At 71.4% G+C, this 20,162-nt stretch carries 17 protein-coding genes; 11 read left to right on the top strand and 6 right to left on the bottom strand.

Annotated elements, in window-relative coordinates:
* Positions 1-3: 3 nt before the first annotated feature.
* Together ACTIFV_RS08380 and ACTIFV_RS08375 are read right to left on the bottom strand one after the other, a co-directional pair.
* On the bottom strand, positions 4-3,291 hold the full coding sequence (locus ACTIFV_RS08380; RefSeq protein ID WP_439592334.1) for a UvrD-helicase domain-containing protein: 3,288 nt from the start codon (positions 3,289-3,291) through the stop codon (positions 4-6).
* On the bottom strand, positions 3,288-6,500 hold the full coding sequence (locus ACTIFV_RS08375) for an ATP-dependent helicase (protein WP_439592333.1): 3,213 nt from the start codon (positions 6,498-6,500) through the stop codon (positions 3,288-3,290). The genes ACTIFV_RS08380 and ACTIFV_RS08375 overlap by 4 nt, the downstream gene beginning before the upstream one ends.
* Before the next feature lie 135 nt (positions 6,501-6,635).
* Here ACTIFV_RS08375 and ACTIFV_RS08370 point away from each other — a divergent pair, with 135 nt between their 5' ends.
* Entirely contained in the window at positions 6,636-6,860 is a 225-nt protein-coding gene (locus ACTIFV_RS08370) for a DUF3107 domain-containing protein (RefSeq protein ID WP_439592332.1), read from the top strand.
* Positions 6,861-6,867: 7 nt separating this feature from the next.
* Positions 6,868-7,155, top strand: a complete 288-nt coding sequence (locus ACTIFV_RS08365; protein WP_439592331.1) for a hypothetical protein — start codon at positions 6,868-6,870, stop codon at positions 7,153-7,155.
* Between the two features lie 3 nt (positions 7,156-7,158).
* Here the strand turns inward: ACTIFV_RS08365 and ACTIFV_RS08360 are convergent, their stop codons facing one another.
* On the bottom strand, positions 7,159-7,875 hold the full coding sequence (locus ACTIFV_RS08360) for a ferritin-like fold-containing protein (protein WP_439592330.1): 717 nt from the start codon (positions 7,873-7,875) through the stop codon (positions 7,159-7,161).
* Between the two features lie 151 nt (positions 7,876-8,026).
* Here ACTIFV_RS08360 and ACTIFV_RS08355 point away from each other — a divergent pair, with 151 nt between their 5' ends.
* A complete protein-coding gene (locus ACTIFV_RS08355) occupies positions 8,027-9,535 on the top strand; it encodes a DEAD/DEAH box helicase (RefSeq protein ID WP_439592329.1) in 1,509 nt (502 codons plus the stop codon).
* A 116-nt stretch (positions 9,536-9,651) separates the two neighbouring features.
* A complete protein-coding gene (locus tag ACTIFV_RS08350; protein WP_439592328.1) occupies positions 9,652-10,077 on the top strand; it encodes an SHOCT domain-containing protein in 426 nt (141 codons plus the stop codon).
* Positions 10,078-10,108: 31 nt separating this feature from the next.
* Here the strand turns inward: ACTIFV_RS08350 and ACTIFV_RS08345 are convergent, their stop codons facing one another.
* Positions 10,109-10,972 (bottom strand): PHP domain-containing protein, encoded by an 864-nt coding sequence (locus ACTIFV_RS08345; protein ID WP_439592327.1) that lies wholly within the window; start codon positions 10,970-10,972, stop codon positions 10,109-10,111.
* 64 nt (positions 10,973-11,036) lie between these two features.
* Between ACTIFV_RS08345 and ACTIFV_RS08340 the strand changes: the two genes are divergently transcribed.
* From ACTIFV_RS08340 to ACTIFV_RS08330, 3 genes are read left to right on the top strand one after another with little or no spacing between them, the layout of a single operon-like run.
* Positions 11,037-12,056, top strand: coding sequence for an endonuclease/exonuclease/phosphatase family protein (locus tag ACTIFV_RS08340; RefSeq protein WP_439592326.1), 1,020 nt, complete (start codon positions 11,037-11,039; stop codon positions 12,054-12,056).
* A gap of 25 nt (positions 12,057-12,081) precedes the next feature.
* Positions 12,082-13,479: an aminopeptidase P family protein gene (locus tag ACTIFV_RS08335; RefSeq protein ID WP_439592325.1), complete on the top strand. Its 1,398-nt coding sequence runs from the start codon at positions 12,082-12,084 to the stop codon at positions 13,477-13,479.
* Entirely contained in the window at positions 13,476-15,251 is a 1,776-nt protein-coding gene (locus ACTIFV_RS08330) for a gamma-glutamyltransferase family protein (RefSeq protein ID WP_439592324.1), read from the top strand. Before ACTIFV_RS08335 ends, ACTIFV_RS08330 begins: the two co-directional genes overlap by 4 nt.
* Positions 15,252-15,304: 53 nt before the next feature.
* On the opposite strand, the gene ACTIFV_RS08325 is transcribed toward ACTIFV_RS08330, so the two are convergent.
* Together ACTIFV_RS08325 and ACTIFV_RS08320 are read right to left on the bottom strand one after the other, a co-directional pair.
* Positions 15,305-15,964, bottom strand: coding sequence for an alpha/beta hydrolase family protein (locus ACTIFV_RS08325; RefSeq protein ID WP_439592323.1), 660 nt, complete (start codon positions 15,962-15,964; stop codon positions 15,305-15,307).
* Entirely contained in the window at positions 15,964-16,710 is a 747-nt protein-coding gene (locus ACTIFV_RS08320; protein WP_439592322.1) for a general stress protein, read from the bottom strand. Before ACTIFV_RS08320 ends, ACTIFV_RS08325 begins: the two co-directional genes overlap by 1 nt.
* Positions 16,711-16,750: 40 nt before the next feature.
* Between ACTIFV_RS08320 and ACTIFV_RS08315 the strand changes: the two genes are divergently transcribed.
* From ACTIFV_RS08315 to ACTIFV_RS08300, 4 genes are all read left to right on the top strand, one after another.
* Complete coding sequence (locus ACTIFV_RS08315; protein WP_439592321.1) at positions 16,751-18,037, top strand: magnesium transporter MgtE N-terminal domain-containing protein; 1,287 nt, start codon at positions 16,751-16,753, stop codon at positions 18,035-18,037.
* The gene (locus ACTIFV_RS08310; protein WP_439592320.1) at positions 18,037-18,582 is read left to right on the top strand and encodes a DUF1003 domain-containing protein; all 546 of its coding nucleotides are present in this window, start codon (positions 18,037-18,039) and stop codon (positions 18,580-18,582) included. Before ACTIFV_RS08315 ends, ACTIFV_RS08310 begins: the two co-directional genes overlap by 1 nt.
* The gene (locus ACTIFV_RS08305; protein WP_439592319.1) at positions 18,579-19,718 is read left to right on the top strand and encodes an Mrp/NBP35 family ATP-binding protein; all 1,140 of its coding nucleotides are present in this window, start codon (positions 18,579-18,581) and stop codon (positions 19,716-19,718) included. Before ACTIFV_RS08310 ends, ACTIFV_RS08305 begins: the two co-directional genes overlap by 4 nt.
* Before the next feature lie 95 nt (positions 19,719-19,813).
* The coding region (locus tag ACTIFV_RS08300) for a helix-turn-helix domain-containing protein (protein ID WP_439592318.1) at positions 19,814-20,162 on the top strand (349 nt) is incomplete at its 3' end.

The following is a 20,162-nucleotide window of genomic DNA, read 5'->3' as shown; positions in this document are numbered from 1 at the left end:
CCCTCAGCCGCGCAGGACGAGGTCGTCCGCGACGTAGTAGAGCACGACGTCGATCTGCTCCAACGGGACGCCCCGGCCGACGTGGTAGGCCTGGCGGTAGAGCTCGAGCTGCAGCATCCGTTCCTCCTTCTCGGCCTTCGTGCGAGGTGCGACGCCCGTCTTCCAGTCGACGATCTCGACGCGCCCGGCCCGCTCGTAGACGGCGTCGAGCTTGCAGATCACGACGTGCTCGCGACCGTCGAGCGCCGTCAGGGTGAAGTCGATCTCGGTCTCGACCTCGAGCGGCTTGAGGTCCGCCCACTCCGAGCCGAGGAACGTCGTGCGCAGACGGTCGAGGGCCTCGGCGTCCTCCGTCGAGGCATCCGTCTCGGGGGCGTCCTCGTCGAGTTCCCACAGGGCATCGTCGATCGAGCCGCCGATGCCCACGCGCCCGGATCGCTGCTCGACCCACGCGTGGAAGAGGGTGCCGAGACGGGTCTGACGGAACGGCCGCTCGGGCAGCGGACGCGCGATCCGTGCGACGGTGCCCGCGTAGTCGGCCACGAAGTCCTTGTAGCGCGAGGCCGCGATGCGCGTCGGCGCCAGCTGCGTGGGCGCTGCGCGCTTGGCTTCGCGCTCGGCGAGGAGGAGCGCGACGTCATCGTCGGGATCGTGCCGCGGCGCGGCGAGCGCGTCGGCGACGGTCGCGGCCGCGTGCGCGACGGCGGGCCACCGCGACCCGAGGGGGTCGATGGGCCACGTCAGCGCGCGACGCTCACCCTGGTACGGGTCGTCACCGGCGTCGTCCGGCGGGGGCTCGACGCCGAGGGCGTCGGCCATCTCGAGATAGAACGGGCTCACGGGTCGCGGCTTCTTCGTGCCCGACCAGCTCGAGCCCGTCAGCAGCAGATGATCACGCGCCCGGGTCACCGCGACGTACGCGAGACGGCGGTCCTCGGCGAGCTGGCGATCGCGGTTCACCTGGACGAAGGCATCCATCGCCGCCTTCAGCTCCTGCTGCGTCGACGCTCCCCGCCAGCCCAGTTCGGGCAGCCACGTCGCATCGCCGCGGAAGGAGTACGGAAGGATGCCGAAGCCGAGCCATCCCTTCGTGTCGCGCGGCGAGCTGGGCAGCTCGTCCTTGACGAGCCGCACGACGGCGACGGCATCCCACTCGAGACCCTTCGAGCCGTGGATCGTCAGCAGCTGCACGACGTCGTCCTCGGGCGGCTCCGTACGCGGGGCGAACTCGTCGAGCTGCTCGGCATGATCGAGCCATGCGAGCAGGCTCGCGAGCGAGCCGGTCTCATCGGCTGCGAGGAAGGCGTGGAGCTCGTCAACGAACGCGCGCAGCTGGGCCGATGCGATGCGCGCAGGCCCCCGCGACTCGTTCGCCGCGAGCTCGACATCGAGTCGCAGCTCGAGCTCCACCAGCCGCACGAGATCGGGGATCGGCATGCCGACGGCCTGACGGAGCCCTGCCAGCACGCCGCCCGCTTCGCGCAGACGCTCGCGCGCCTCGGGCGTGAACCCCGCGAGCCAGCCGTGGTCGGATCGATGGCGGAGCACGAAGTCGAGCGCGTCGACCAGGGATGCCCCGTCGTCGCCTGCACTCCCCCGCAGCCGCTCGACGACCTCGGGTGCGAGCGGCTGCAGCGCCGCATCGTGCCGGGAGATCCGACGCGCGAGCGCCGCGAGCTCACGCAGGTCGGGCAGCCCGATCGCCCAGCGCGGCCCCGCGAGCAGACGGATGAGCGCCGACCCCGCGCTCGGATCGCTCAGCACGCGCAGCACGCACACGACGTCCACGACCTCGGGCGTGGAGAGCAGACCGCCGAGTCCCAGGATGCGGTGCGGGATGCCGCGACGCCCGAGCGCGTCGCCGAAGCGCACCATGTGCTTCTTGCTGCGGAAGAGGATCGCCCCCGTCGTGGGACGGCCCTCCGCCGCACGACGGGATCGGACACGCGCGAACCACGCCGCGACCCGGTCGGCTTCGGCGTCGAGGTCGGCGTCGAACGCGAGCTCGACGTGACCCGCGGGCGCTCCGGGGCGCGGGCGCAGCTCTTCGACCGGCACGGGTGCCGACGCCGCGAGCGGCGCCAGCACGGCGTTGGCCGCGACGAGCACGGAGGCGCTGTTGCGCCAGCTCGTGAGCAGCGAGAAGCGACGGCACTCCCGCTCGGGCGAGAACGCCGCCGAGAAGCCGCCGAGGTTGCCCGCACTCGCGCCGCGCCATCCGTAGATCGCCTGGTGCGGATCGCCGACCGCCATCACCCCGGTGTCGCGGAAGAGGGCCGCCAGGAGATCGGTCTGCACGACCGAGGTGTCCTGGTACTCGTCGAGAAGCACGACGCGATAGCGGTCGCGAAGCTCGGAGGCGACGGCGGGATGACTCGCCACGACCTCGAGGGCGCCCGCCACCTGGTCCGAGAAGTCGATGACGCCGAGCCGCCGTTTGCGCGCGGCGTACTCGCGTGCGAGGTCGGTCAGCAGCGCGAGCGCCGAGACCTTCAGCTCCGCCTCGACGACATCGGCGTACACGACGGTGCGGGCGTTCGTCGACGGGAGCGCGAGGACGGTGCGGAACTCGTCGGGGAACGCCGCGAGCGCCTCGAGGTCGACGAGGTTGTCGACGCCGTCTCGTGCGATCCGGAGAGCGGCGTCGATGATGCTCCGCACCGCCTCGCCGCGGCCTTCGAGGCGCTGATCGTCGGATGCGAACACCACGCGCCGCATGAGCAGCCACGCCGCGGACTCCGAGAGCACGGCGGCCTCGGCATCCCTCCCCACCCGGACGGCGTGCTCGCGCACGATCTGGTCGGCGAAGCTGTTGTAGGTCGAGACGGTCGGGCGATGCAGCAGCGCGTCGTCGTCGGACTCCTGCGTCGTCGCACCGAGGGACCGTGCGAGCGCGTCCATCGCGGCATGTCTGTCGGTCGATACCGCGCCGCTGCGTTCCAGCTCGCCGAACACCTCCAGCGCCCCGCTCCCGTGCAGCGTCGGCAGCGCGTCGAGGAGGCCCCGCCGCTCGAACTCCGCCAGCCGCGCGAGGCGGCGCTGGATGCGCTCGGCGAGTTCGCCGGCAGCCTTGCGGGTGAAGGTGAGGCCGAGCACCTCGTCACGTCGTACGAGCCCGTTCGCGACGAGCCACACGACGCGGGATGCCATGGTCTCGGTCTTGCCGCTGCCCGCGCCCGCCACGACGAGAGCAGGCTCGAGCGGTGCTTCGATGACCGCGACCTGCTCGTCGGTGGGCGGGAACTGCCCGAGGGCGGCGGCGATCACACGTGCGGTGAGGAACGCCGTCACGACGCGCTCACCGCGCCGATCGTGTGGATGCGGCACAGGCCGTACGAGTGCTCGTCGCGGCAGTGCTCCTCGTAGGGCGCGGTGAATGTCGTCCCGCGCATCGCGCGCAACGCCGCCTGCAGGCGGGTGACGAACTGCGCGCGCCGCTCGTCGTCGAACGGGGGCTGCGCCGGCGTGGCGTAGTCGGCCTTCGCTGCTGTCGGCCGCAGCACGAGAAGCTTCGCGCCCCCCGACGGATACTCGGCCGCCGCGGGGATCGCGCCCGCTTCGAACGCGAGCTGGTACGCCCCGAGCTGGGGGTTGTCGACGACCTTCGCGTCGGTCTGCGGCTCGCGCTTGCCCGTCTTGAGGTCCATGATCACGACCGTTCCTTCGGGCGTCAGCTCGACGCGGTCGATGTAGCCCGAGAGGATGGCGCCGAACTCGAAGACCTCGTCGCCCTCGAGCGGAATGGGAACCTCGAAGTGCGGCTCAGCGCCGATCAGGGCACCGCCCGACTGCTCGAATCGGTGCAGGTAGAGGTGCAGCCGCCGCACGAGGTCCCGAGCGCGCGCCTGCTCGGCGCGATCCCGCCACGGCGCCTCGAAGCTCAGCTCTCCCCAGCGTGATTCGACCTGCTCCCAGAGGGCCGTCTCGCTCGACGACGTGGCGTGCTCGAGCGCCGCGTGGATGATCGTGCCGAGCCCGGCCGTCGCGCCGCCGGGGTCGCCCCCGAGGTCGCCGATGACCCAATTGAGCTCGCACTCCTCGAGCGTGTGGAGCCGCGAGGGCGAGACGCGGACGTCCTCCTTCGTGAGATCGCGCAGGGGCCCGAGCGACGTCGGCGGCTCGACGCCGTACCACTCGCGCGGATGCGCCCCGGGCACGCCCGCGTCGGCGAGCACCGCGAGCTGCCCGGCTGCGCGGGCGGTGCTCGCCCGGCTCGTCGTGTCGGTCAGCGTGCGCCGATGACGCGCGACGAGTCCGCGCAGCGACAGCGGGTGCTCGACCGTGTGCTTCTCGGGATCGGGCAGGAACTCGAAGAACACGCTCGGTCCGGTGTCGTCGTCGTCGACGGCCGTCACGACGACGCGCGCGGTCGCGCGGGACAGCGCGCGGGCGAGGAGCCGCAGTTCGTCGTGCATCGCCGCGCGGCGCCGGTCGAGGGTCGCCGCACGGTCGCCAGGCGCGCGGGCCGCGGCATCCGCCAGCCGCCAGGTGTCGAGCAGACTGCCGCGCAGTCGCGTATTGGGCCAGATGCCCTCCTGCATCCCCGCGATCACGACGGTGTCGAACTCGAGCCCGAGCGCACCGGCGGGCGTCAGCACGCGCACGACGTCGTCGCGGGCCGGTGCGTCGAGGCGATCCTCGGCGACGTCGCTGTCGAGGATGCTGCGCACGAACACCCGCGGATCGGCGTCGAGGGAGCGCTCGACGAACCGCTTCGCGGCCTGGAACACGCCGACGACGGCGTCGAGATCGCGATTCGCCTGATCGGAGAGCGGCCCCGTGCCGCGTGCGAGCTCGGCCCAGGGGCGCTCGAGCTTGGTGCGCTCCCACGCCGTCCAGAGGAGCTCGTGCGCCGTCGCACCGCGGGCGAAGTCGGCCTGGAGCGCCATCAGCGTGCGCGCGAGATCCGCCGCCCGCCGCGCTTCCCGCGTGTCGATGAGGTCGAACTCGATCGGCCGACGCATCGCCGAGAGCAGCAGATCGCGCCCCGAGGGCTCGACGCGCACGGGTCCGTCGGCGGCGACAGCCTCGGCAGGTGACGGAGCGGGCGCATCGCCCTCGAGACCCGTCATCTGCGCGAGCATCGCCTGACGGAACGTCGCCAGCAGCCGTCGGAGCTCGATGGGGTCGAGCCGGCCGTAGGCGCCGAGAAGGGCATCCGACACGTCATCGAACGTCCACTCCTCACGCGACGCCAGGTCGACGAGCCGCAGCAGATCGCGTACGGCGCGCAGGCCGCCGAGGGGTCGGCCCGGCCCGCTGGCCCGAGCAGGAACGTCCCGCGCCGACAGCTCCGCCTCGAGTGCGACGACCTGACGCGTGTCGTGGGCGATGACGGCGCACGAGCCCCACGCGACGCCGTCGTGCACGTGTCGCTCGCGCAGGAGCCGCGCGATCGCGTCGTACTCCTCGGCCGATGAGCGGAGGGTGAGCGCGCGCACCGAGGCATCGGGCTCGGCATCGGCCCCCGCTCCCCGATGCGCCACCACCCCGACCGCTCCGATGCGCTGCGTCACGCGTCGCACGAGCTCGGCCTGCCACGGCGTGCCGCGATGGGGCGTGCCCAGGACGCGCACGTCGCGAAGGGATGCCGCGAGCCGTGCGAAGTTCTCAGGGGTCGCGCCGCGGAACGCCCCCGAACCGACGTCGGGGTCGCCGAAGGCGAGGACCGCGACGCCGCGCGAGCGCGCCGCTTCGACGAGCTCGACACCGCCGAGCGTGAGCTCCTGCGCGTCGTCCACCAGGATCACCCGCACGCGGTCGATCGCCTCGAACCCAGGGCCGGCGGTGCGAAGGATGCCCACCGCCTCGCGGACGAGGCCCGCCGCATCGCGGTGGGCGCCGCGCATGTCGGCGCGGACGGTGAGGTAGTCGGCGAAGAACTCCGACAGCGCCGTCCATGCGCCGAGGTCGTGCCGCGCGCCCAGCTCGCGCAATGCCGCCGGGTCGATGCCGAGCGCCGTGCACTCGGCGAGGAACGTGCGCACCTCCGAGCGGAAGCCCGGCGTCGCGCGGATCGGCGCGGGCAGCCACTCGGGCCAGCGGACGGCTCCGGATGCCTCGTCCTCGGCATCCCCGTCGAGGAGATCCTCGATGAGCTGATCCTCGTCGCCTCCCGTCAGCAGCTGCGGCGGCTCGGCGTCGGTCGCGACCGCCACGGCACGCACGAGCTGGAATGCGAAGGATGCGACGGAGCGCGCGAGCGGGCCCGAGGTCGCGCGCCCGACGGCGAGCGCGAGGCGGTCGCGCAGCGCCGTCGCCGTCTGGCGGGAGGGCGTCAGGACGACGATGCCGTCGGGGTCGACGCCCGCGGTGACGAGCGCGCTGACGCGCGCGACGAGGGTCTCGGTCTTGCCCGAGCCGGGGGCGCCGACGACGACGCTGGAGGCCGCGGCATCCATCGCCACGACCTCGCGCTGCTGCGGATCGAGGGTGCGCGGAGCAGGCTGCTGCTGCGTGTCGAATGCGCGCGGACTCGCGTCTGCGTCCCCCGGGATCATGACCTCGACGCTAGCGCGGCCGCCGGACATCGGCGTTCGCCCAGAGCGTGCCGGGACCGGCCGATGCCCTCTGTGCCGTGTCGTAGAGTTGCCATGCACCGGGGAGGCACCCCGGCACGCAGGAGGTCATTTCACGTGGAGATCCGCATCGGCATCGCCAACACCGGCCGCGAGCTCACCTTCGAGACGAGCGAGCCCGCCGCCGAACTCAAGAAGTCGGTCGCCGCCGCCCTCGACAGCGGCGCGACGCACGTGAGCTTCACCGATTCCAAGGGCAACTCCTACATCATCCCGACCTCGGGTCTCGCCTTCGTCGAGTTCGGCACCGAAGAGTCGCGCCGCGTCGGCTTCGTCGCCTGACACGACCATGCAGATCCTGCTCGCGTTCATCATCGGCGCCGCGATCGGCATGGCGATCCACTTCCTCGTGCCCGATCGCGGCACCCGCGGTGTCGCGGTGGGACCGATCGTCGGCGCCACAGCCGCGGGGCTCGTGTGGCTCGTGCTGACGTGGGCCGGGGTCGGCATCGACACGCCGTGGCCCTGGCTCTCGGCCCTCATCGCGCCGATCGTCACATGGCCCGTCCTGGCGGTCATGAGCCGCCTGCGCGTGCAGGGCGACGCCCGCCGCAAGGCCGAGCTCAAGCTTCTCTGAGCGTCAGGCCGCGAGTCCCATCGCGTCCATGCGGCGGGAGTGCGCGGCCATGAGCTCCGTGAAGACGGGCTCGACCTTCTCCTCGTCGGCGACCCGCAGCTCGGTCGGGCGCAGCGCCGCCCGCGCGATGAGCAGGGTGTCGCCCACGAGGCGACGACCCCACATGGCGAGCAGGGACTTCCACTCGGGATCGCTCGCGATCGTGGCGCCGATGATCTCGACGATCGCCTGGCGGTCGTCGTCGGCCTGCAGGATGCGCGCGACCCGCCGCCCCGTCTCGCCGTAGCTGGACGCGAGCGCGAGGTAGAAGTCATCCAGCATGCCCGCCGTGATGTGCACCGAGAGCATGGTCTCCTGCGCGCGCACGCCGTGCGTCGCCCGGCGGAACGCGTCGAGCGGCTCGCGGAACGGCAGCATGAGCGCCGTCGGATCGTCGCCCCTCTCGCGGATGACGGCGACGAGACCCTCGTGCTTCTCGAGCGCCGCGCCGGCGGCCTTCGAGAGCGACTCCTTCTGCCCGAGCTCCGGCGTCAGCGCGATCAGCTCGCTGAGCGTCTCGAAGTAGCCGAGCTGCAGGTAGGCCGCCTGCCCGAGGAACGTGTCGATGTCGGGCGCGAGCTCCTCGAAATCGACGCGCGTCGCGCCGCCGAAGTCCCCCCGCGCACGCAGCGCGAGCTTCTCGCCCGAGGGGCGTGACCGCTGCCAGAACCACTTCACCACGCCGAACAGCCTACGGCCGCAGGCATCCGGACCGCTCGCCCGGTATCCTTGACTGGTCCCGGCATCGGATCCGGACCCCCGCGCCTGTGGCTGAGTGAAAGGCGTGGACCCCTCACCCCGGCGGCTTCTCACCGCCAGACAGGCTCATATCGTGACGACCTTCGCCGAACTCGGCGTCGATCAGGACATCGTGGATGTCCTCGCAGCGCGAGGCATCGTGGATGCCTTCCCCATCCAGGAGCAGACGATTCCGCTCGGCCTCCCCGGCCAGGACATCATCGGCCAGGCCAAGACCGGCACCGGCAAGACGTTCGGCTTCGGCATCCCCGTTCTCCAGCGCCTGGGCCAGAACCCCGCCCCGGGCGTCAAGGCGCTCATCGTCGTCCCCACGCGCGAGCTGTGCGTGCAGGTGTACGAAGACATGGACATGCTCGCGTCGGGCCGCTCGACGAGCGTCGTCGCGATCTACGGCGGCAAGGCCTACGAGGGGCAGATCGACCAGCTCAAGGCGGGTGCGCAGATCGTCGTCGGCACGCCGGGGCGCCTCATCGACCTCAACAACCAGCGTCTGCTCGACCTGTCGAACGCGACGGAGGTCGTGCTCGACGAAGCCGACAAGATGCTCGACCTCGGGTTCCTCCCCGACATCGAGAAGATCTTCTCGAAGGTGCCGGCCATCCGTCACACGCAGCTCTTCTCCGCGACGATGCCGGGCCCGATCGTGGCCCTCGCCCGCCGGTTCATGTCGAACCCGATCCACATCCGTGCGACCGATCCCGACGAGGGCCTCACGCAGGCCAACATCAAGCACCTCGTGTACCGCGCGCACTCGCTCGACAAGGACGAGGTCATCGCCCGCATCCTGCAGGCCGAGGGCCGCGGCAAGACGGTCGTCTTCACGCGTACGAAGCGCGCCGCGCAGAAGCTCGTCGACGAGCTCAGCGACCGCGGATTCAACGCCGGCGCCGTGCACGGCGACATGAGCCAGGAGGCCCGCGAGCGTTCGATGGCCGCCTTCAAGGCCGGCAAGAAGGACGTCCTCATCGCGACCGACGTCGCCGCGCGCGGCATCGACGTCGACGACGTCACGCACGTCATCAACCACACGATCCCCGACGACGACAAGACGTACCTCCACCGCGCGGGCCGCACGGGCCGCGCCGGCAAGACCGGCATCGCCGTGACGTTCGTCGACTGGGACGACCTGCACAAGTGGGCGCTCATCAACCGCGCCCTGGAGTTCGGCAAGCCCGAGCCCGTCGAGACGTACTCGTCGAGCCCGCACCTCTACGAGGACCTCGACATCCCCGCAGGCACGAAGGGCCGCATCGCGACGGCACCGAAGACGCAGACCGTGCGCACGCAGCAGCCCGCACGGGCGACGGATGCCGCGGCGGAGGGCGAGACGACGGCCGGCACGAGCCGCCGTCGACGCCGTCGCACGAGCGGGTCGGGCGGCGAGCGCGTCGGGGCGACCTTCGCGGCCGACGCCTCCACCGACGGCGCGGCGCACGAGGGCGCGTCGGGTGCGGCGGACCGCAGCGCCGAAGGTGCGGGCACGCACGACGGCGGAGGCAAGGAGCACCACGACGGCAAGCCGGCTCCGCGTCGGCGTCGTCGCCGTCGCCCGGCCGGCGGCGGGGCGCCCGCGGCATCCTGAATCGGCACGTCGCGTCATGTGCCGCATGAATCATGCGGCGAGGGGCGGCGAAGCGCTAACGTGAGCGCTGAGCGACGCGTGAGCGTCGTGACCCCTCATTGAGAAAGGCACACATCGTGCGATTCATCGACGCCGTGACGACCGGCTACGAGTACCAGGGTTTCTGGGGTTCGTTCTGGGACCTCATCTGGTGGTTCCTCTGGGCATTCGTCTTCGTCGCGTACCTCTTCGCGCTGTTCGCGATCATCTCCGACCTGTTCCGCGACCACAAGCTCAGCGGGTGGTGGAAGGCGGTGTGGATCTTCTTCCTCATCTTCTTCCCCTTCATCACCGCGCTCGTCTACCTGATCGCGCGCGGCAGCGGGATGGCGGAGCGCAGCGCCGCTCAGGCGAAGCAGTTCCAGAAGGCGCAGAACGACTACATCCAGAGCGTCGCGGGCACGAGCCCGTCCGACGAGATCGCGAAGGCGAAGGCACTGCTCGACGCCGGCACGATCACCCAGGCCGAGTACGACAGCATCAAGGCCAAGGCCCTCAGCTAGTCATCCGTCTCGGGAGCGCCCTCGTCCGCCCTCACGGGTAGACGGGGGCGCTTCCCGTTGCGGCATCGACGATGCGTGCGACCATGTCGACCGATGTGGTGTGCTCGCCGGGCAGGTTCGGCTTGCCGAGGCCGTGGTAGTCGCTCGAGCCCGTCACGATCAGGTCGCGCTCGCGGACGAGCTTCTCGAGGGTCCGGATGCCGGGCTCGAGATTCTCACGATGACCGAGCTCGAAGCCGCCGAGGCCGGCGTCCAGCATCCGGTTCAGCAGTCCCTTCGGCAGGACGCCCGCGCGCCCCGCGGGGTGCGCGACGATCGAGACTCCCCCGGCGGCCCGCACGAGTTCGACGGCGGTCACGGGATCGGGGGCGTAGAGCGCGACGTAGTAGTCGCCGCGAGGGCTAAGGATGCTCGCGAAGGCCTCGGCGCGGTCGCGCACGAGTCCGCGGGCGACGAGGGCGTCGGCGATGTGGGGGCGCCCGATCGTCGCTCCGTCCGAGGTCTGCGCGACGATGTCGTCCCACACGAGGTCGAAGTCGCGCGAGATGCGGTCGGCCATGAGACGTGCGCGATCGAGGCGCGACGAGCGGATGCGCGCCGTCTCGGCCCGGAGCCCGGGGGCGTCGGGGTCGATGAGGTAGGCGAGCACGTGAACGCTCCGCCACTCGTGCTTGGCCGACAGCTCCATCCCGGGCAGAAGCGTCATGCCGAGGGATGCCGAGGCCTCGGCCGCTTCGGCCCACCCCGACGTCGTGTCGTGATCGGTGAGCGCGGCCGTGCGCATGCCGTGACGGTGTGCCGCAGCCATGACCTGCGCCGGGGATTCGGTGCCGTCCGACTGCAGCGAATGCAGGTGCAGATCGGCGGGTCCCTCGAAGCGCCGTTCACCCACCATGCTCCGAGCGTACCGGGGGTGTCGCCAGACGGATCTCTCAGAGTCCTGACATAGAGTCGGGCGGGTGCTGCGCCTGCTGGGGATCCTCTTCACCGTGCTCTGCGCGATAGCCGCGGCGGTCCTGACGTTCCCCGGCTTCTTCCGCGTCGAGCGCATCTTCCCGATCGCGCAGATCGTGTCCTTCCGCGGTGTGCTGGCTCTCGCTTTCGCCGCCGCCGCGGTGCTCGCGCTCCTCATCGCCTTCGCGAAGCCCCTGCGGGCGCTCGCGCTCGCACTCGCTCTGCTGGCGGGCCTGGCCGCGGCGACGAACGGCGTCATCCTCGTCTCGCGAGGGCTCGGCGTGCAGGAGCTGCCCGCGAAGACCGAGAGCAGCATCCGGATCCTGACGTGGAACACCGCGGGGCCGGCGACATCCCCCGATCAGATCGCGCGCCTGGCGGTCGCGATGGATGCCGACATCGTCACCCTCCCCGAGACCACCATCGAGACGGGCACGAGCGTCGCGATCGCCATGCGCGAGCTCGGCCGCCCGATGTGGGCGCACCACGCCGAGGATCCGTCGACCGAGTGGGACGCCGGATCGACGACGCTGCTGATCTCGCCCGATCTCGGCGACTACTCGGTCATCGAGTCCTCCGCCGACGGCACGAGCAACACCTCCACCGTGCCGAGCGCGGTCGCGATGCCCGTCTCGGGCGACGGGCCGATCGTCGTCGCGGCGCACGCTGTGGCCCCGCGGCCCGCGTACATGCGCGAGTGGCGCGAGGACCTGCAGTGGCTCGCCGATCAGTGCGCGGACGGCAACGTGATCATGGCAGGCGACTTCAACGCGACCGTCGACCACATGTCGGGCCTGGGCGTCGACGGGGGTGACCTCGGCCGGTGCACGGATGCCGCGGCGTCCACCGGCAGCGGAGCCGTCGGAACATGGTCGAGCGCGTATCCCGCGCTGCTCGGGGCGCCGATCGACCACGTCATGGCCTCCACCCGATGGGTCGCGACGGGCTCGGTGGTCGTGCGCTCGACCGACGACTCCGGCAGCGACCACCGCCCTCTCGTGGTGCAACTGGAGCCTGCTGGCTGAGAGGCGTGCGTGCGAGGATGGATGCATGAGCGACACCTCGACCGAATCCGCCCCCGTGACCTCGTCGACCAACCGTCGGCAGTCGTTCGGACAGGGCTTCCTCGAAGGCATCTCGACAGGCTGGGCGGACCGCCCCGACCTCGCGCCGCCCGTGCGCGAGCAGGCGCCGTACGCGAAGGCGCGCCGCGACGCGGTCTCGGCGGAGTTCCCTGGCAAGCGCCTGGTGATCCCCGCCGGCTCGCTGAAGCAGCGCAGCAACGACACCGACTACCCGTTCCGCGCGCACTCCGCCTTCTCGCACCTCACCGGCTGGGCCTCGGACGCCGAGCCCGACTCGGTGCTCGTGTTCGAGCCGACCGACGACGGTCACGACGTGACCCTGTACTTCCGCGAGCGCGCCGACCGCACGACGAGCGAGTTCTACTCGGATGCCTCGATCGGCGAGTTCTGGATCGGCCCGCGTCCATCGCTCGCCGCCGTCGCCGACGAACTCGGCGTCGCGACGGCGCACATCGACACGTTCGCCTCCGTCGACGGGGAGCTGGTCCTCGACGAGGACGACGACCTGACGCGCGTCGTGTCGGAGCTGCGTCTCATCAAGGACGACTACGAGAAGGCGCAGATGCAGATCGCGGTCGACGTCACCGCCGACGGCTTCGACGACATCGTCGCCAACCTCCCCCGGATCATCGAGCACCCACGCGGCGAGCGCATCGTCGAGGGCGTCTTCCATCAGCGGGCGCGCAGCGACGGCAACACCGTCGGGTACGACACGATCGCGGCATCCGGACCCCACGCCTGCTATCTGCACTGGACCCGCAACGACGGTGCCGTGCTCGAGGGCGATCTCATCCTGGTCGACGCGGGTGTCGAGGTCGACAGCCTGTACACGGCCGACATCACGCGCACGCTGCCGGTCAGCGGCACGTTCACCGACGTGCAGCGCCGCGTGTACGAAGCCGTTCGCGAGGCCGCCGACGCGGCGTTCGCGATCGCGCAGCCCGGCGCCAGGTTCAGCGATCTCAATCGAGCGGCGTGGGAGGTCATCGCGAAGCGGACGGCCGAGTGGGGCATCCTCCCCGTCACCGCGGACGAGTCGATGGACCCCGAGACGGGGCACCACCACCGCCGCTGGATGGTGCACGGCACGAGCCACCACCTCGGCATCGACGTGCACGACTGCGCGCAGGCGCGCCGCGAGCTCTATGCCGGCGGCACGCTCGAGGCGGGCATGGTGTTCACGATCGAGCCGGGCCTGTACTTCCAGATCGACGACGTCACCGTGCCCGAGGAGTACCGCGGGATCGGCGTGCGCATCGAGGACGACATCCTGCTCACCGAGGACGGCCCCGTGAACCTCTCTGCGGCGATCCCCCGCACGGCCGACGAGGTCGAGGCATGGATCGCACGGCTGCGCGCGTGACCATCACTCCCCCACCGTCGTTCACGACCCGCCCGACCCTGACGGGCACGTTCGGGATGACGGCATCCACCCACTGGCTCGCCACGGCGACGGCGCAGGCCGTGCTCGAGCGCGGCGGCAACGCGTTCGACGCCGTCGTGGCGGGCGGGTTCGTGCTGCATCTCGCCGAACCGCACCTCAACGGACCGGGCGGTGACCTGGTGGGCGTCTTCGCGACCGCGGCCGACCCGGGAACACCGGTCGTGCTGATGGGCCAGGGGCCGGCGCCGCAGGGCGCGACCATCGAGCACTTCCGGGCCGAAGGACTCGACCTCGTGCCGGGCGCGGGCGGACTCGCGGCGGCGGTGCCGGGAGCGGTGGATGCCTGGCTCGTGCTGCTGCGCGATCACGGCACGTGGGAGGTCGGCGACGTCCTGGCCTACGCGATCGACTACGCGCGCACGGGCATCCCGCTCGTGCCGCAGGTGCTGGCGACCATACGTCGTGTGCGCGCGCTCTTCGAAGACGATTGGCCCTCCTCAGCCGACCTGTGGCTGCCCGCACTCGACGGCGGGATCTTCCGCAATCCCGCCTACGCCGACGTGCTGGACGGGCTCGTGCACGCGTCGTGCACGGTGCGCGACGACGGCCCCGTGGGCCGGGCGGCACGCATCGACGCCGCGCGGACGGAGTGGAAGACCGGACTCGTCGCGCACGCGGCATCCACGTTCCTCCAGCAGCCGCACCGGCACTCGACCGGCGGTCTGCACGCGGGGGTCATCGCTCCCGCCGACTTCGCCGCGTTCGATGCGGGGTACGAGGATGCCGTCACGGCGACGTTCCGCGGCGCGACCATCGCGAAGGCGGGTTCCTGGACGCAGGGGCCGGCTCTGCTGGAGGCGCTGCGGATCCTCGACGGGCTGCCCGAAGAGGCGATCGACCCGTCCACCGAGCTCGGCGCGCACCACCTGATCGAGGCGCTCAAGCTCGCGCTCGCGGATCGCGACGCATACTTCGGCGACGGGGCCGCGGTCGACGAACTGCTGACGGATGCCGTCATCGAGGCGCGGCGCGCTGACATCGGCGCGCACGCGTCAGCGGAGTTCCGGCCGGCGGTCCTCGAGGGCCGCGCGGCGTTCGAGCCGCCACTCGTGCGCGGAGAATCGGGTCTCGGCGAGCCGACCGTCGACCGCACCGGTCAGACGCGGGGCGACACGTGCCACATCGACGTCATCGACCGCTGGGGCAACATCGTCGCGGTCACGCCGTCGGGCGGTTGGCTGCAGTCGTCGCCGACGATCCCCGAGCTCGGCTTCTGCCTCGGCACGCGCCTGCAGATGACGTGGCTCGACGAGTCCTCGCCGTCCGCCCTGCGGCCGGGTGAGCGACCGCGTACGACTCTGACTCCGACGCTCGTGCTCCGTGACGGGAAGGCCGTCATGGCCATCGGGACGCCCGGAGGGGACCAGCAGGAGCAGTGGCAGCTGCCGGTGCTCGTGCGCATGCTCGCGGGCGGCCATGCTCCCCAGCAGGCGATCGACGCGCCGTCACTGCACACGACCGCGCTGATCGACTCGTTCTGGCCGCGCACCTGGGATCCCACCGGCGTGGTCGTCGAGGATCGACTCGGAGAGGACGTGATCGAGGGACTGGTGCGCCGCGGTCACACGGTCACCCGCGCGGGCGACTGGGCTCTGGGTCGCGTGTCAGCCGTGGGTCGGGATGCCGCGACCGGGCTGCTCTGGGCCGCGGCCAACCCACGTGGCATGCAGGGCTACGCGGCGGGCCGCTGAGTCAGCGCTCGATCTCGGCGAGGCCCCGATCCACGGGTGACCTGCGCGACCGGTCAGGACCGGGCGCGGATCCAGTCCGCGACGAGCGGAGCGAGCTCCTCGCCGATCTGGTCCGCCGGCCGCTTGCGACCCTTCACCTCGAACGAGTGGCCGCCGCCGTCGATCCATGCGATCTCGGCGTCCTGACACGACGCGACGGCGTCCCGCAGCTGCGCGTGCGGGTCGATGAAGGGGTCGTTCGTGCCCTCGACGAACAACTGCGGCGGAGCGACGTCGGGCAGGTGCGCGACACGTGCCTTCGACGGATCCCCGGGCGGATGCAGCGGATACCCGAGATACACGAGCCCCGCCGGCGCGATCGCGCCCTCCGCAGCCGCCATCGACGCCATGCGGCCGCCGTACGACTTGCCGGAGGCCCAGAACGGGAGCTCCGGAGCCTCCGACGTCAGCGCATCCGCGACCGCGCGCCACGTTGCGACGGCATGGGCGGCGGGGCCGGGCATCCGGCGCCCCGCCTCGACGTACGGGAAGTTGAACCGCAGCGTCGCGAAGCCCTCGGCCTGCAGTCCGCTCGCGAAGCCGAGGAGGAAGGGATGCCGGTACCCGGCGCCCGCCCCGTGGGCGATCGCGACGATCGCCGACGGATCGACGGGGGCTTCGAGGTCGGCGGAGACCTCGACGGGTCCGGCCGGGAGGTCGACCGAGATGCGCATCAGGCGGCGGCGTCGGGCCGTGCCGCGCGAGGGGCCTCGTCACGCGCCGTGTCCGAGGGCGAGTCCTCCGTCGCGTGCGCCTGCGTGGCAGCCCCGCTCGTGGCCCCCGCGTCGGCATCGGGGCCGTCACTGCCCGACGCGCGGTCGGCGGAGTCATCCGCGTCATCCGGAGCCGTCTTCGCTTCGTCGGGGTCGACCCGCTGCCCGTACTGCGGGCGGTCGTCCACGGGCGCGGGCGTCGCCGCCGGCGCGGGAGCGACCGGAGCGGCGGGAGGCGAGACCGGACCGAGGACCTGACGGGCGCGCTGCACGCTCGAGGCGGCCACCGTGACCTCGTAGCGATCGGCGACGACCTGGGTCACCGAGGCGAAGTCGCGACGGCGGCGCACGAACGAGTACGTGATGATGCTGAGGAGCATGCCCAGCGCGATGCCGACGAAGAGCACGCCGACGAACGCCTGGATCGGCACCGACGGCGAGCCGATGACGAGGATGGCGGAGAAGAGCAGACCGAGGAGCACGCCGTTGATCGCGCCGGAGCGCGCTGCCGTGGCATAGCCGAGCCGACCCGTGACCCGCTCGACCGAGCGGAGGCCCTGCCCCACGATCGCGATGTCGCGAGCGGGGACATCGGCCGCGATGAGCGTCGAAACGGCCTTCTGCGCCTTCTCGTACGCCGTGAACTCCGCGACCGTCTGCCCGACATCGTCGGGTCCTTGCGGGAAGCGTCCGCCCATCATCGTCATTACCCCATTCTCCCACGGAGGCGGGGCTACGCTGGGACGTGTGAGCACGCAGAGGGTCTTCGTCGCGCGCCTGACCGGGTGCTCCGTTTTCGACCCCGCAGGCGACCGACTCGGCAAGGTCCGCGACGTCGTGGTGATCTACCGCAAAGACGACCCGCCTCGGGTCATCGGCCTCATCGTCGAGATCCCGGGACGCCGTCACGTCTTCGTGTCGATCAACCGCGTCACCTCGATCGCGACGGGTCAGGTCATCACGACCGGCCTCATCAATGTCCGCCGCTTCCAGCAGCGCGGCGGTGAGGTGCGGGTGCTCGCGGAGCTCATCGGCCGCAAGGTGTTCTTCACCGACGGCTCGGGGGGCGCGCAGATCGAAGACGTCGCGATCGAGCGCAACCGCCTCGGCGAGTGGGATGTCGGGCAGCTGTTCCTCCGCAAGCCGCGCACCAGCGCCTCGCCCTTCGCCAAAGGACCGACGACGTTCGCCAACTGGAGCGACGTGCGCGAGAGCGCCGTGCCCGGCGAGGCGCAGTCGGCCGAGCAGCTCGTCGCCAGCTATTCGGAGCTCAAGGCCGCCGACCTGGCGAACACCCTCCTCGATCTGCCCGAGGAGCGGCTCTTCGAAGTCGTCGACGAACTGTCGGACGACCGCCTCGCCGACGCGCTGGAGGAGATGCCCGAAGACGAGCAGGTGCACATCCTCGAGAGCCTCGACGACGAGCGCGCCGCCGACATCCTCGATGCGATGGAACCGGATGACGCGGCCGACGTCCTCGGCCAGCTCTCGGAGGAGCAGCGCGAGGAGCTCCTCGACCTCATGGAGCCCGAAGAGGCCGAAGACGTCCGCGCACTCCTGAAGTACAGCCCCGACACCGCCGGCGGCCTCATGACGCCTGAGCCGATCGTCCTCTCGGCCGACGCGACCGTCGCCGAGGCGCTCGCCCTGATCCGCCGTCACGAACTGCATCCCGCTCTCGCCGCCGCCGTCTTCGTCACGCTCCCGCCGTACGAGACGCCCACCGGCCGGCTGCTGGGCACCGTGCACTTCCAGCGGATGCTGCGCTACCCGCCGCACGAGCGTCTCGGCGCGATCATCGACGATTCGCTCGAGCCCGTGCCCGCCGCCGCGTCGGCGGCAGAGGTCGCGCGCATGCTCGCGAGCTACAACCTCGTCTCGCTCCCCGTCGTCGATCAGGCCCGTCGCCTCGTCGGCGCCGTCTCCGTCGACGATGTGCTCGACTACCTGCTGCCCGAAGACTGGCGCTCGCACGATGACGACGCGGAGGAACGCGTCGCGACGACGACGGGCGCCGTCCCGAGGAGGCGCTGATGGCGAAGACGTCCCGGCTCCCCTCGCTCGACGCGCCCCGCGGGCGCTCGGGGATCATCAGCCGCAACCCGCGCCCGTCGCAGGATCGCTTCGGCCGGTTCTCCGAGGCCTTCGCCCGGGGAATGGGCACCTCGGGATTCCTCATCGGCATGACGGTGTTCGTCGCGGTCTGGCTCGCGTGGAACACCCTCATGCCGGTCGAGTGGCAGTTCGACCCGCGCGCGACGAACTTCACCCTGTTGACCCTGATCCTCTCGCTGCAGGCGTCGTACGCCGCGCCCCTCATCCTGCTCGCCCAGAACAGGCAGGACGACCGCGACCGCGTGCAGATCGAGCAGGACCGCCAGCGCGCCGAGCGCAACCTGGCCGACACCGAGTACCTGGCGCGCGAGATCGTCGCTCTGCGCCTGACGGTGAAGGACTTCCATGATGAGGTCGTGACGAAGGACGCCCTGCGCTCCGAACTGCGGCAGCTGCTCGATCGCCTCGACGAGCGCGACGGGCGCGATCCGGAAGCGCTGCGCACGCGCGAAGAGCGCCGATGACGGAGACGGATGCCGCAGCCGCTGTCCGGCGCGCCGTCGGGGCGGTCGTCGACCCCGAGCTGCGTCGGCCCCTCGCCGACCTCGACATGCTGCGCGACATCTCCGTCGACGGTGGCGTGGCCCGCGTGGGCATCGCGCTGACGATCGTCGGCTGCCCGGCCGCGGAACGCATCTCGAGCGATGTGCGGGCGGCCGCGGCATCCGTCCCCGGCATCGCCGATGTCGCTCTCGACGTGGGCGTCATGTCCCCCACCGAACGCAAAGCGTTGACCGAGCGCCTGCGCGGCGGGCGGGCGCGAGAGATGCCCTTCGGCCCCGGCACCCTCACTCGCGTCATCGCCGTGACGAGCGGCAAGGGGGGCGTCGGCAAGTCGACGATCACGGCGAACCTCGCCGTCGCGCTCGCCGCGCGCGGGCTCGCCGTCGGCCTCGTGGACGCCGATGTGCACGGTTTCTCGATCCCCGGCCTCATGGGCCTCGTCGACGAGCGCGGTGCGGTGCCGCAGCCCACGCGCATCGACGACCTCATGCTCCCGCCCGTCGCGCACGGGGTGAAGGTGATCTCGATCGGCATGTTCCTGCGCCGCTCCGCCGGCGACGAGCCGCTCGGTGCCGTCGCATGGCGCGGGCCGATGCTCCACCGCACGGTGCAGCAGTTCCTGACCGATGTCTACTTCGGCGACCTCGACGTGCTGCTGCTCGACATGCCGCCGGGCACGGGCGATGTCGCCATCTCCGTGGGTCAGCTGCTGCCGAACGCCGACGTGCTCGTGGTGACGACGCCGCAGGCCGCGGCATCCGACGTCGCCGTCCGCTCCGGGCTCGTGGCGCGGCAGACCGGCCAGCGCGTCATCGGCGTGGTCGAGAACATGGGTCCGCTCGAGCTGCCGGACGGATCGGTGCTCGCGCTCTTCGGCGAGGGCGGCGGTGCGCAGGTCGCCGCGGCACTCGACACCGCCATGCTCGCGTCGGTTCCACTGAGCGCGGCGCTGCGGGCGGACGGGGATGCCGGCACCCCCGTCGTCATCGCCGACCCCGGCGACCCCGCGGCGCGCGTGATCGACCAGCTCGCGGGCCGGATCGCATCGGAGCCGCGCGGCCTCGCCGGCAAGGCGCTGCCGGTCAGGCTCGGCTAGGTGTTCTTCCCCGACACGTTGTGATCACGTGAGGTGAGCGAAGACCTCCGGGACGATGTGGGTACCACCCTCACATCGGATCCACGGAGGTCTTCGTGACTCACGCTAACGCGCCCTTGACGCCCGAGGGGCGTCGTCGTCTTGCTTCTCTGATCGTCGACCAGGGTTGGGCGGTGCGGCGTGCTGCGGAACGCTTTCAATGCTCGCCGGCGACCGCTTCAAGGTGGTCGCGGCGATATCGGGCCGGATTGCCGTTGACGGACCGCAGCTCAAGGCCGTGCCGGCAGCCGAACCGTTCGTCTCAACACTTGGAGCGCCGCATCGTCGCGTTGCGGTTCACCCGACGGTGGGGACCGCACCGCATCAGCTATCACTTGCACGTTCCGCGGTCGACAGTCGGTCGGGTTCTGTCCCGGTATCGGATGCCGCTACTACACCACCTCG

Source organism: Microbacterium sp. (assembly GCF_051860965.1).
Taxonomy (GTDB): Bacteria; Actinomycetota; Actinomycetes; order Actinomycetales; family Microbacteriaceae; genus Microbacterium.
This window is presented reverse-complemented; position numbering and strand designations above follow the sequence as displayed.

Excerpts from the sequence above, each read along its gene's own strand:
- ACTIFV_RS08375 (WP_439592333.1), bottom strand. The coding sequence starts at position 6,500 with ATGATCCCGGGGGACGCAGACGCGAGTCCGCGCGCATTCGACACGCAG.
- ACTIFV_RS08365 (WP_439592331.1), top strand. The coding sequence starts at position 6,868 with ATGCAGATCCTGCTCGCGTTCATCATCGGCGCCGCGATCGGCATGGCG.
- ACTIFV_RS08345 (WP_439592327.1), bottom strand. The coding sequence starts at position 10,972 with ATGGTGGGTGAACGGCGCTTCGAGGGACCCGCCGATCTGCACCTGCAT.
- ACTIFV_RS08335 (WP_439592325.1), top strand. The coding sequence starts at position 12,082 with ATGAGCGACACCTCGACCGAATCCGCCCCCGTGACCTCGTCGACCAAC.
- ACTIFV_RS08325 (WP_439592323.1), bottom strand. The coding sequence starts at position 15,964 with ATGCGCATCTCGGTCGACCTCCCGGCCGGACCCGTCGAGGTCTCCGCC.
- ACTIFV_RS08320 (WP_439592322.1), bottom strand. The coding sequence starts at position 16,710 with ATGACGATGATGGGCGGACGCTTCCCGCAAGGACCCGACGATGTCGGG.
- ACTIFV_RS08310 (WP_439592320.1), top strand. The coding sequence starts at position 18,037 with ATGGCGAAGACGTCCCGGCTCCCCTCGCTCGACGCGCCCCGCGGGCGC.
- ACTIFV_RS08305 (WP_439592319.1), top strand. The coding sequence starts at position 18,579 with ATGACGGAGACGGATGCCGCAGCCGCTGTCCGGCGCGCCGTCGGGGCG.